The 11,897-nt window shown below is 44.8% G+C and carries 11 protein-coding genes and 1 riboswitch; of the genes, 10 read left to right on the top strand and 1 reads right to left on the bottom strand.

Annotation, left to right across the window (positions count from 1 at the left end; all coding sequences use genetic code 11):
* Positions 1 to 68: 68 nt before the first annotated feature.
* From rsmB to ribE, 10 genes are all read left to right on the top strand, one after another.
* On the top strand, positions 69 to 1,442 hold the full coding sequence (gene rsmB / locus PHP87_RS02055; RefSeq protein ID WP_299917893.1) for a 16S rRNA (cytosine(967)-C(5))-methyltransferase RsmB: 1,374 nt from the start codon (positions 69 to 71) through the stop codon (positions 1,440 to 1,442).
* Positions 1,443 to 2,516, top strand: a complete 1,074-nt coding sequence (gene rlmN, locus PHP87_RS02060; protein ID WP_299917868.1) for a 23S rRNA (adenine(2503)-C(2))-methyltransferase RlmN — start codon at positions 1,443 to 1,445, stop codon at positions 2,514 to 2,516.
* A 60-nt stretch (positions 2,517 to 2,576) separates the two neighbouring features.
* Positions 2,577 to 3,287 carry a Stp1/IreP family PP2C-type Ser/Thr phosphatase gene (locus tag PHP87_RS02065; protein WP_299917870.1) on the top strand — a complete coding sequence of 237 codons (711 nt, stop codon included), beginning with the start codon at positions 2,577 to 2,579 and terminating at the stop codon, positions 3,285 to 3,287.
* 16 nt (positions 3,288 to 3,303) lie between these two features.
* Positions 3,304 to 5,142: a Stk1 family PASTA domain-containing Ser/Thr kinase gene (pknB, locus tag PHP87_RS02070; RefSeq protein ID WP_299917873.1), complete on the top strand. Its 1,839-nt coding sequence runs from the start codon at positions 3,304 to 3,306 to the stop codon at positions 5,140 to 5,142.
* 253 nt (positions 5,143 to 5,395) lie between these two features.
* Positions 5,396 to 6,283 (top strand): ribosome small subunit-dependent GTPase A, encoded by an 888-nt coding sequence (gene rsgA, locus PHP87_RS02075; protein WP_299917875.1) that lies wholly within the window; start codon positions 5,396 to 5,398, stop codon positions 6,281 to 6,283.
* Positions 6,280 to 6,951 (top strand): ribulose-phosphate 3-epimerase, encoded by a 672-nt coding sequence (rpe, locus tag PHP87_RS02080; RefSeq protein ID WP_299917878.1) that lies wholly within the window; start codon positions 6,280 to 6,282, stop codon positions 6,949 to 6,951. Before rsgA ends, rpe begins: the two co-directional genes overlap by 4 nt.
* Positions 6,952 to 6,979: 28 nt before the next feature.
* Positions 6,980 to 7,097: riboswitch (FMN riboswitch) on the top strand.
* A 310-nt stretch (positions 7,098 to 7,407) separates the two neighbouring features.
* Positions 7,408 to 8,511, top strand: a complete 1,104-nt coding sequence (gene ribD / locus PHP87_RS02085) for a bifunctional diaminohydroxyphosphoribosylaminopyrimidine deaminase/5-amino-6-(5-phosphoribosylamino)uracil reductase RibD (RefSeq protein ID WP_299917880.1) — start codon at positions 7,408 to 7,410, stop codon at positions 8,509 to 8,511.
* A 19-nt stretch (positions 8,512 to 8,530) separates the two neighbouring features.
* Positions 8,531 to 9,190 carry a riboflavin synthase gene (locus tag PHP87_RS02090; protein WP_366942873.1) on the top strand — a complete coding sequence of 220 codons (660 nt, stop codon included), beginning with the start codon at positions 8,531 to 8,533 and terminating at the stop codon, positions 9,188 to 9,190.
* Positions 9,191 to 9,204: 14 nt separating this feature from the next.
* Complete coding sequence (locus PHP87_RS02095) at positions 9,205 to 10,401, top strand: bifunctional 3,4-dihydroxy-2-butanone-4-phosphate synthase/GTP cyclohydrolase II (RefSeq protein ID WP_299917882.1); 1,197 nt, start codon at positions 9,205 to 9,207, stop codon at positions 10,399 to 10,401.
* A gap of 45 nt (positions 10,402 to 10,446) precedes the next feature.
* On the top strand, positions 10,447 to 10,929 hold the full coding sequence (gene ribE, locus PHP87_RS02100; protein ID WP_299917897.1) for a 6,7-dimethyl-8-ribityllumazine synthase: 483 nt from the start codon (positions 10,447 to 10,449) through the stop codon (positions 10,927 to 10,929).
* Between the two features lie 384 nt (positions 10,930 to 11,313).
* On the opposite strand, the gene PHP87_RS02105 is transcribed toward ribE, so the two are convergent.
* Entirely contained in the window at positions 11,314 to 11,853 is a 540-nt protein-coding gene (locus PHP87_RS02105) for a hypothetical protein (RefSeq protein ID WP_299917883.1), read from the bottom strand.
* Positions 11,854 to 11,897: the final 44 nt, after the last annotated feature.

The raw sequence follows: 11,897 nt of genomic DNA on the forward strand, positions 1-11,897 counted from the left end.
TTGCAGTGGAGAAAATACAACGCGCTTATGTAGTTTAAAGATCCATGAGGTGAGAAAAAGAATTGACAGTGAAAAAAAGCCCCCCGGCGAATAAAGCCCGAATAATGGCCGTGGAAATAGTTTATGAGGTAATGGAAAAGGGTGCCTTTGCCAACCTGACCCTGGCTAAAATGCTTCGTAACTCAAGTTTTTCAGCAGCAGATCGGCACCTGCTTACAGATATTGTAAACGGGACTGTTCGTATGATTAAGCACCTTGATTGGGTGCTTGAATTTTTTTTACGCGGTTCCATAGAGAAGCAGAATCCCTGGTTGTTGAGTATCCTCAGGACCGCTCTATACCAGTTAATGTTTTTGGACAGGGTACCTGATTATGCCCTGGTCAATGATGCTGTAGAAATAAGTCGCCAGAAGATGGGGGCGAAAATGGCCGGGGTAAGCAATGCAGTCTTGCGAAATATAAGCAGGAACCTGGATAAAATCAAGTATCCGGATGAACCCCTTGGCTTCTATTCCATATATTATTCCCACCCAAAATGGATGGTTAAGTTATGGCTGGATACATTTGGACCGCAGGCCAGTGAAACTCTTCTAGCCTATAACAACAGTCGTCCACAGGTGGTTTTACGCTGCAACTTTTTAAAGTGCAACCGGGAGGAGCTTATAGAAAAATTATGGGAAGAAGGCTTTAAAGCCCAGACCAGTCCATTAACTACATGGGGAATAGTGCTGGAAGACAGCCCGCAAGCAATAAGCGAAACGGCATCCTTTAAGAAAGGTTGTTTCTATATACAAAATGATGCTTCCATGCTGGCGACAGCCATTTTAAATCCACCAGCAGGGGCGCGAGTGCTTGACCTTTGCTGTGGAGTGGGAGGAAAGACTACTCACCTGGCAGAATACATGAAAAACCAGGGAGAAGTGCTGGCAGTCGAGTTATATTCCCAAAAGCTAGAACTCCTGCGGCAAAATTGCCAGCGTTTGGGTATAAGCATCGTCAAAAGCCTGGAGCAGGACATAAAAACCCTGGACAACAAAAATGTGATGACTAGCTATCTGCTTCTGGATGCCCCCTGTTCGGGATGGGGAGTTCTTAATAGAAGAGCAGATGCCCGTTGGCGCAAGAATCAGGAGGAAATAAACGAACTGACCCAGCTTCAGTCCCAGCTTCTTCGCTGTGCGTCCACAATGGTGGAAAAGCAAGGCTGTTTACTCTATGCCACTTGTACCATTAATCGGGCGGAAAACGAAGAAATCATAGAAAGATTTTTAGAGAAAAATCAGCATTTTGCCTTGGAGGGTTTCCAGCAAAAGCTTTCATTTTTTCCTCTGGACCAGCAGGATAAAACTAATGCGGCCCAAGGAATGCTGACCTTGATGTCTGGTAAATATGGAACTGATGGTATGTTCTATGCTTTGATGAGGAGGAAGAATTTTAAATAGATGAACTCAGGAGATAAAAAACAGCTTTTAGGTTTGGATCTCAATCAAATGGAAGAATTCATGCTCTGCCTGGAGGAAGCCCGTTTTCGAGGGCGACAGGTACATAAATGGATATATCAGAAAGAATGCAGCTCTTTTTATGAAATGAGTGATATCCCGCGCAATCTGAGAAAAAAACTGGACGAGAAAGCACGGATTTCCATCCCGCGGGTTCTTAAACAGAGGGTGAGTAATGATGGCAGTCGTAAATTCCTCATGGAACTAGATGATAAGAAAAAGATTGAGTGCGTTCTTCTACCCCAGAGCAAAGATAAAAAGTCCAGCTATACCTTATGCCTTTCCACCCAGATTGGATGTCCGATAGCGTGCAGCTTTTGTGCTACCGGCCAATCCGGCTTTCAAAGGAATTTGAAAGCCTTTGAAATAATAGGTCAGTATTTGGGCTCTAAAAAGGAATTGAGCAAGAGACTGAAATCTGCAAACGGTGAGTTGATAAGTAATGTTGTATATATGGGCATGGGTGAGCCCCTTCTAAATTACGATGAGGTTCTAATATCAGTTCATATGCTTAATGACCCTAAAGGAATTAACCTGGGTCAGAGGCGGATAACTGTTTCTACCTCCGGTGAGGTAGCAGGAATAAAAAAGCTGGCTCAGGAGAATATACAGCTTACCCTGGCTATTTCCTTGCATGCCTGTGACAACTCCTTACGGGATCAATTAATTCCTTTAAACCGCAAATACCCCCTCGAAGTGCTGTTCCCAGCGGTGGAGGATTATATCGCTATCACCGGGCGCCGGGTAACTTTTGAATACCTCCTGCTGGATGAAGTAAATATGAGCCGTAAAGATGCTCAGAAAATGATAAAATTACTAAAACCTTTGCTAGCAAATGTTAACTTGATTCCTTATAATGAAATCGAAGGCATTCCCTATAAAAAACCCGAAACAGCGAAAATATGGCAGTTTTGCCAGTGGCTGCAGGATGGCGGTTTGAATGTCAGTATCCGGGAAGAAAGAGGTAGCGATATAAATGCAGCCTGTGGACAATTGCGTTCAGAATACTGCAGGTGATAGTCTTATGGCGTTTGCATCGGTTCTTATTTGTCAATTCGGGCTTTATTGAGGTTAATTATGAAAGTTGTTGGATTATCGGATCGGGGTTTAAAGCGAAGTAAAAACGAAGATGCTTATTTGATTAAGGAATCCTGGGGACTTTATGTCATTTGTGATGGCATGGGTGGTCACCGGGGTGGCGATGTAGCATCTCGATTAGCAATTAAAACAATTAATAGCTGCTTTGAAGATGATTCATCGGAAAAGAATATTAGTCTTCTCAATCATGGTATTCATCAAGCAAATAAAGTGATTTGGGAGCAGGGATGCATTAATCCGGAATGGCATGAAATGGGAACCACTATAACTGCGGCCTTAATTAATGGTCTAAAGTTGGAGATTGCCCATGTTGGAGACAGCGGTTGTTACCACTTTCGCGCTGGCTTGATAAGCAAAATAACCAGAGACCACACCCTGGCCCAAAAAATGGTAGATCAGGGCATTATTAAGACCTGGGAAAAACGCCAATCTTCCTATAACCATATTCTGACCCGGGCTTTGGGAGTAGATGAGCATGTGTTGGTGGATAATTATGAACACGAACTCTTGAAGGGGGATCTCTTGCTGCTATGTAGTGACGGTCTAAGCGATATGCTGGAAGAGGCTGAGATACTGAAGATTGCCTCCAATTTCGATGGTGATTTGAATGAAACAGCTTCCAAGCTCTTACAGCAAACCCTTGATCGAGGTGGTTATGATAATATAAGCCTTATATTGATCAGAATTTAACCGGGAGGTAAATTGATTGAAGACCACGGTTTTAGGTGATCGTTATGAATTGATGGAAAAAATTGGCGAAGGGGGAATGGCCACAGTCTATCGAGCCCGCTGCCGTACCCTGGATCGCATAGTGGCAGTCAAGATTCTCAAGGAAGAGTTTTTAAACGATCAAAGTTTTGTGGAAAAATTCAATACCGAGGCCCTATCCGCAGCCCAGCTGTCCCATCCCAATATCGTCAATGTTTACGATGTAGGTCAGCAGGAACAAATCTATTATATTGTAATGGAGTATGTTGAAGGCAAGAGTCTGAATGAATTATTGGACGAAGAAGCTCCTCTGGCGGTAGAAATGGCAGTTGATATTGCTATAGGCATATGCGATGGAATTCATCATGCCCACAGCAAAGGGATTATCCACCGGGATATTAAGCCACATAATATCTTGATCACCTCTGATGGAATCGTTAAAGTGGCCGATTTTGGGATAGCTCAAGCTATATCCAGGAAAACCGTTACTTTCGGAGGAAATGTCGTAGGTTCAGTACATTACATTTCGCCCGAGCAAGCCAAGGGAGAAGCTGTGGGCCCGGCCAGCGATATTTATTCTCTGGGCTGTGTACTATATGAAATGCTTACTGCCCAGCTTCCCTTTGATGCTGATAGCCCCATTACCGTAGCTTTGAAACATATGTATGATGAAGCCGTAAGCCCTCGGAGCATTAACCCGGAGATTCCCCCTACCCTGGAAGGCATAATAATGAAAGCCATGGAAAAAATGCCGGTAGAGCGATTTGCCAGTGCTGAAGCTATGCGTAACGCCCTCCTGGATTCGGAGGGCGATTCCCTGGCTGGCTATAAAAGATCCAATAGAAATGGGAAGACCATGGTATTGCCTGCATGGAAAGATCAGGAGATGAATGAAGTAGTGAAAAAGAAAAAACTGCGTACCCCGTTTCTGGTGGGGATAATCATTGCTGTTTTGGGTCTCCTGGGCGGCTTTCTCAGTACTATGGGTGCTCAGTTATTCCCGGATGAGGTAGCGGTCCCGAATATTGTGGGAAAGGATATCAAAGAGGCGGAGAAAGAGCTCTCCAAGGTTAAATTAACCATGAATGTAATTAAGGAGTTTAATGATGAATACGACAAGGATAAAGTCTTTTTCCAGAATCCCGGCCCCGGGCAAAAGGTTAAGGAGGGACGGGAAATTAAAGTTAAGATGAGCAAGGGCGCGGAACTACAGAAAGTACCTTATCTGGAAGGACTAAAGCTCATTGACGCCGAAATAAAGCTAAGGAATGAAGGTTTGGAACTTGGAAAAACAGACAGGATATATGATGACAAATATGAAGCAGATCTAGTGATATCACAGGATCCAGAAGCTGGGAGCCGAAGCAAGAAAGGAACTAAGGTCGATCTTATGGTCAGTAAAGGCAAAACTCCAGAAAAGGTAGCTATGCCTAAACTGCTGGGTTTAAGCCTCAAGGAAGCTAACAACAAACTGCAGGAAAACAAACTCTTGCCCGGTGAGGTAAAATATCAGCCAAACAGCGAATATTATTCTGATCAGGTTTGCAGCCAGGAAGTTGAAACAGGTGTTCTGGTAGATGAGGATAGCAGTATAGCATTAACCGTCAGTCAGGGACCGGGACCAGTTGCCCGGGTCAAGGAGATTGAGTTTTCGCTTCCCCTGGAACAGGATTATTATAAAGTTCTTATTATCGTAAAAGATAGCCAGGGAAAACGGCAAGTCTATGATGAATTGCACCGGGCCGGGGATACGGTATATTCAGCCGTCAAATATTATGGAAGTGGAGAGCTGGAAATTCGCTTAAATGGTAAATTCTATAAAACTATGAAGATTTAGCAGGCTTTTGCTAAACCTCCAATGTTCTTGTAAAATACTCTGTAGCGAAAGCTGTAGTCGTAATGTTGTAGTCGTAATATGGAGGAAAAGAGATAAAGGCGAGGGAAATGCGCAACATAACACCACATAGAATCCTTACAAGAACAGAACCACCTATGTTAGACCTCGACCAAAAGACCGGGCTCTTTCGGAATATACGACCACAGCTCTCATTTATTCCCAGCCGCTCAACCCGCTCCCATGGAGGAGATTTATGACCACTAATAAAGTTGAAGGATTGGTTTTAAAAAGATACAGCGGCTTTTACTATGTGCAGGACGAGCAATACCAGATATATGAGTGCAAACTCAGAGGCAAGATAAAAGTAGCTGTTTTGACTGGAGATAGGGTTGGCTTTACTCCTCTAGAGGCGGGGAAGGGCATCTTAGAAAGCATACTTCCACGAAAAAATGAACTTTACCGGCCCAGAATAGCTAATGTTAACCTCCTGTTAATAATAATGGCCTGTAAACAACCGGCGCCCAGCCTCATTCTTCTGGACAAGCTATTGTTGATGGCCAGCTTTTATCGACTCACCCCGCAAATCCTACTTAATAAATCCGATTTGCCCCCGGACTCTAAATCCGTCTTTATTGAGGACTATTATCCCCGGATTTGCCTTCCTCCTATTAAGACTTCCGCCAAAGAAAAGACGGGTATAGACCTTTTGCGAAAAGTTATAGAGAAGAAGATTGCAGTTTTTGCCGGACCCTCTGGGGCAGGTAAATCAAGCCTGCTAAATACATTGATAGATGGTGTTTCAGTGAAAACCCAGGAGCTAAGCAAAAAAGTAGCACGGGGTAAACATACCACTCGTCATGTCGAACTATACCCGCTAAGATCTGGGGGCTGGATAGCTGATACCCCGGGTTTTAGCCTGATAGAGACGCCAGCCGCAATTAAAAGTTCTGAACTGTCCGGGCATTTTAGTGAATTGGGCTCAGTAGCTGGGGGATGTAGATTCAATGATTGTCTTCATCGTGGAGAAAAACATTGTGCGGTGAAAGAGGCCGTAAATGAGGGCTTAATTGCCCCGAGCCGTTATAAGAATTACCTTTACATACTAGAGGAAATCTTGGCAAAGGAGAGAAGCTACAAGTGATATTAGTTGCTCCGTCAATATTATCCGCTAATTTTGCTCATCTGGGGGAAGACATCAGAAAGGTAGAAGAAGCTGGAGCTGATTGGCTGCATGTAGATGTAATGGACGGCCATTTCGTACCTAACCTTACTATTGGCCCTCAGGTAGTAGCTGATATTCGCTCCCAATCAGGGCTATTCTTTGATGTTCACCTGATGGTGGAGAACCCGGAATTATTGATACCCGCTTTTGTAGACGCCGGTGCCGACCTTTTAACGGTACATTATGAAAGCTGTCCCCACTTGCACCGGGTTATACATATGATAAAAGACGCAGGAATTAAAGCAGGAGTAGCCCTTAATCCTGCTTCGCCGATAATCTTGCTGGACAATATAATCTCTGAACTGGATTTGCTTTTACTGATGAGCGTGAATCCTGGCTTTGGGGGACAAGGTTTTATTCCCGGGGTATTGGATAAAATCGAAAAAGCGAAGAAGCTGATGGAGATGACTGGCTCATCGGCCTATCTTGAAGTGGACGGAGGAATAAACCTGGAAACGGGAAGACAGGTGGTAGAGGCAGGTTGCAATGTACTGGTTTCCGGCTCCTATGTGTTCAGATCCCCGGAACCCGGGAAAGCATTAAAGGACTTAAAAGACCTCGCTGCTCTTGACCATTGGAGATGGTGATGCTACTATAAGTTAAAATTAATAAGCAAGCTTTCTTCGGGGATGGGTGCAATTCCCTATCGACGGTAAAGCCCGTGAGCCTTATGGGGCAGGAATCGGTGAAACTCCGATGCCGACAGTAAAAGTCTGGATGAGAGGAGAAGGTTGAACCGAGCATGTTTAAATGCTCCGGTTTGGCTATGCCTATTTTACCCGATGATTATCGGGTTTTTTGTTTTTTAAGTATTAATCCCCTATGCCCCTAACCTTAATAGTGACGCCCGAAGGGTGGAACACCAGGAGTACCCGGCACTCAGTCAATATTTGCTCAAGTCTGTTATCAATCATTGTAGCTGAGTGCCGGGTGGAGAACAAAACCCGAATGAAAAGTGAGGGAGTAGGCGCTTGTACCGTAAGATGTAGTAGGAAATAACTTTGACCCCTCACTCCCCACAAATTAATCGATTTGAGGTGCCTATGACCAATAATGATGACCAGAGATTTATGCAAAGAGCCCTGGAACTCGCCGCAAGAGCCCGCGGCCGAACCAGTCCTAACCCGCTGGTGGGGGCCGTGCTGGTTAAGGACGGCCAAATACAAGGGGAAGGATACCATCAGAAGGCAGGAAGCCCTCACGCTGAGATTCATGCCCTGAATGCTGCTGGTCCAGAAAGGGCTAAAGGAGCAAGCATCTATGTCAGCCTGGAGCCTTGCAGTCATTATGGCCGTACACCTCCCTGTGCTCTGGCGCTGGTAGAGGCCGGTATTGCCGAAGTGGTTATGGCTACCCTGGATCCCAATCCTCAAGTTAGCGGCAGGGGTCTGCATATTCTCCGGGAAGCAGGGATAAAGACCAGAGTAGGAGTACTGGCTGATGAAGCTAGGAAGCTAAATGAATTCTTTTTTAAATACATACAGAGCGGCCGACCTTTTGTAAGCCTGAAATTAGCTATGACCCTGGATGGAAAAATCGCCACCAGCACTGGAGACTCCAGGTGGATTACCGGAGCAGCATCGCGCGAATATGTGCATCATTTGAGGAATACCTATGATGGCATAATGCTTGGGATTGGTACTGTACTAAAGGATGATCCCCGCTTAAATACGCGATTGGAGCTGGAAGGAAAAAGAGACCCGGTGAGAATAATAATTGATGGCAGGCTGGAATTGCCCCTGAACAGTGTTATCGCTTTGACCAGCCATCAACAACGAACAATTATATTTGCAGCCGAAGATTCCGACCAAGAAAAGGCCAAAGCGTTGCGGGATTGTGGTCTGGAAATCATTAAGGTGGGGGGCAAAGCGGACTGCTTAGATTTAAAAGAAGTCCTGGACATTCTGGGGAAAATGGAGATATTAAGCCTCTTGCTGGAAGGAGGCGCTGAAATAAACAGCAATATGATAGAAAATAAACTGGTGGACAAGCTATACTGGTTTATTGCCCCCAAAATTATCGGCGGCAGGTCTGCGCCTTCTCCTCTGGGTGGGGAAGGCATAAAAACCATGAACCAGGCTCTTAAGCTGAATTCCATTGAAACCCGGTACTTTGAAGAGGACATATTAATAAGCGCCTATCTTTAAAGAACGGTAAGATTAGGGGGTGAGTTCGATTTTTACAGGTCTTATTGAAGAAGTGGGAAACATAAAGCAGATTATACGAGGAAAACAATCCATTCAACTCAAGATCGAAGCGGAAAAAGTTTTATCCGATGTTAAAATTGGCGATAGTATCGCTGTCAATGGAGTTTGTCTGACAGTTACTGACTTTATCAGTACTGATTTTACCTGTGATCTTATGCCTGAGACCATGGATAAGACCAGTTTAAAATTCCTGCAAAGTGGTAGTCCGGTAAATCTGGAAAGGGCTTTACGGCTCTGCGACCGCCTGGGTGGCCACCTGCTACAAGGACATGTAGATGCGATTGGGAGAATAAAACAGAAAGAGCATTTGGACATAGCTGTAATCTTTCGCATCGAGGCCCCGTCCAGTGTTTTGAAATACACGGTTCCCAAAGGCTCAATCGCCATCGATGGCATTAGCCTTACCATAATTGATGTATTCCCGGACAGCTTTAGCGTTTCTTTAATTCCTCACAGTGCTAAAAACACCACCCTGGCTAAAAAAAGCATCGGAGATAAGGTGAACCTGGAGAGCGATATTATTGGTCGTTATGTAGAGAAATTGCTAAATTTTGCGGAAAGCGAAGCGAAATCATCCGATCTTAATCTAAGCTTTTTGGTCGAAAATGGTTTTGTATAGAGGAGGTAATATATGTGTTCAGCAGCATAGAAGAGGTAATCCAGGATATTAAAGAAGGGAAAATGATTGTTCTGGTTGATGATGAAGACCGGGAAAACGAAGGGGATGTAATCATAGCAGCGGAAAAGGCCAGCCCTGAAGCCATTAACTTTATGGCTACCCATGCCAAGGGACTGATTTGCATGCCGGTTACCGGACAGAGATTGGACGAACTGGAAATTCAGGCTATGGTTACAGAAAATACGGATAATCATGAGACCGCCTTTACGGTTACGGTTGATTTCCGGGGAACCACCACCGGTATTTCCGCTTTTGAAAGGGCCGCAACGGTAAAAGCCTTAATTGATCCTGACAGTAAGCCCAGTGATTTCCGCAAACCCGGGCATATCTTCCCCTTGCGCTACCGAGAAGGGGGCGTCCTGAGAAGAGCCGGGCATACAGAAGGTTCCATCGACCTTACCCGTCTGGCTGGGCTTTATCCGGCAGCGGTTATCTGTGAAGTAATGAATGAAGATGGCACTATGGCCCGCCTGCCCCAATTGCTGGAATTTGCCCATCAACATAACTTTAAACTGGCCAGCATTGCTGATTTGATTGAGTACCGGCGGCGGAAGGAAAAATTAGTAGTAAGGGTAACCGATGCCCAGCTTCCCACCAGATACGGAGATTTTGTGGCTGTAGCTTATGAATCCCTCCTGGATAATAAAGGCCATATAGCCCTGGTTCAAGGGGAATGGGAAGAAGATGAACCCATATTGGTCAGGGTACATTCCGAATGCCTTACCGGTGATGTGTTTGGCTCCCGGCGCTGTGATTGTGGAGAGCAATTGGAAACAGCTATGAGTATGATTGCCGGCGAGGGTAAAGGAGTTTTGCTCTATATGCGACAGGAAGGCCGGGGAATAGGTCTGTTAAACAAAATAAAGGCTTACAAACTCCAAGATCATGGCCGGGATACGGTCGAAGCCAATTTGGAATTGGGTTTCCCTGCTGACCTGAGGGATTATGGTATTGGAGCGCAGATTCTGGTAGACCTGGGGGTACGCAAAATGCGTCTTATGACCAACAACCCCAAGAAAATAAGGGGTTTAGAGGGTTATGGTCTGGAAGTTGTGGAAAGAGTACCTATTGAAATGGCCAGGAAACCAGAAAATACCCGTTACCTGAGAACCAAAAAAGAAAAAATGGGGCACCTGCTGGCCAGTCTATAAGAGGCCGGGGGAAAACATTTGGTTTATACCAGACGCATTAACTTTATGTTTAGGGAGGTATTAGTTTTGGGCAGAGTTATTGAAGGAAAACTAATTGGTAATGGACAGAGGATGGCAATTATTGTTTCCCGCTTCAACGAGTTTATCACCAACAAACTCTTATCAGGCTGTTTAGATGCCCTGACCCGGCACGAAGTGAAACAGGATGATATTGATATTGTTTGGGTACCAGGGGCATTTGAAATGCCTTTGGCGGCACAGAAGATGGCGCAAAAGGCTTATGATGCAGTAATCTGCCTGGGGGCGGTAATACGGGGTGCTACGCCACATTTCGAGTATGTGTCGGCGGAAGTAACCAAAGGAATAGCCCAGGTGGGGCTTAACTCTGGCATTCCAGTGGTTTATGGAGTTATAACTGCTGATACAATTGAACAGGCTATCGAGCGCGCAGGTACCAAGGCCGGCAATAAAGGGGTTGATGCGGCCATCACCGCCATCGAGATGGTTAATCTTCTAAAGAATATCTAGTAAGAGAAGTGAGGGGTGAGGAGTTAATGCCACGGGCGTCACCATTAAGCTCGCGGCCATGAAGGTTTACTTGGAGCTGATGACTTTACCCCAGATTCCCTGAAAGCTTATCAATAGCCGTGACCCACGGAATGCTAGTTGCCGGATATTCAACAAGAAAGACAAGAACTGCCCAGTTCATACGACAGTTCTTGTCTTTTTTACTTATGAGAAAATATAGTATCATTACCCTCTTATTTTTCGTGTAAGTTAATTATGCAAAGTGATACCACTGTAATAGGTGTTGCGTCCATGCTTCGCCAACGCTCGCTTGTATTTTTATTCAACCCTGATGCAAGAAAAACGGGCTTTTGCAGTGGAATCAAAAGCCTAACTTACCAGGTATTATTGTTTTAAGGATAATTCCTTTTCCAGTACAATTCTTTTAACTACATTGTCCCTGATTTGAAAAACGATATTATTCTCGCCTCCATAAACAAGATCAAAATCTTCAGCTTTTTGGGGCATAATAACCCGCGCACAATCGGTTCCATATTCCTGACTTATTTTGTCGAAAGAATCACCAATCTTGATTCCCCGGGCCGTAGCAAAGTCTCCGCCTTCAATGTGCATAATAAGCAGCAGGTTTTCGTCTTCGGAGAAAGTAAAAAGACAGTCGCCTTCCTTTGATTGGTAGATGGTGCTCATTCCCAGCATTTTACCCCCAGGAAGAAGCTTTTGAATCTCCTCCCAGCTGGATTCACCTACTCTTATACTCCCTTTATCTGTGGAAACATAGAAGTCTTCTTTATCAAGGAGCATTTCCGTCTCTGGCCTGATTATTTGCAACTCCGATTGCTGGTTAATAAGCAAAAGTCCAATCACTACTGACAGAACCACAATAAGCAATACTGCAATAAATTCCTTTCTATCCTGATATAGCAATTACTCATCTCCTTTTTTTCACGGGAGTCAGACAGGTTCTTCGC

It is taken from the genome of Syntrophomonas sp., from assembly GCF_028707975.1.
GTDB lineage: Bacteria > Bacillota > Syntrophomonadia > Syntrophomonadales > Syntrophomonadaceae > Syntrophomonas.

Excerpts from the sequence above, each read along its gene's own strand:
- rlmN (WP_299917868.1), top strand. The coding sequence starts at position 1,443 with ATGAACTCAGGAGATAAAAAACAGCTTTTAGGTTTGGATCTCAATCAA.
- PHP87_RS02065 (WP_299917870.1), top strand. The coding sequence starts at position 2,577 with ATGAAAGTTGTTGGATTATCGGATCGGGGTTTAAAGCGAAGTAAAAAC.
- rsgA (WP_299917875.1), top strand. The coding sequence starts at position 5,396 with ATGACCACTAATAAAGTTGAAGGATTGGTTTTAAAAAGATACAGCGGC.
- ribD (WP_299917880.1), top strand. The coding sequence starts at position 7,408 with ATGACCAATAATGATGACCAGAGATTTATGCAAAGAGCCCTGGAACTC.
- ribE (WP_299917897.1), top strand. The coding sequence starts at position 10,447 with ATGTTTAGGGAGGTATTAGTTTTGGGCAGAGTTATTGAAGGAAAACTA.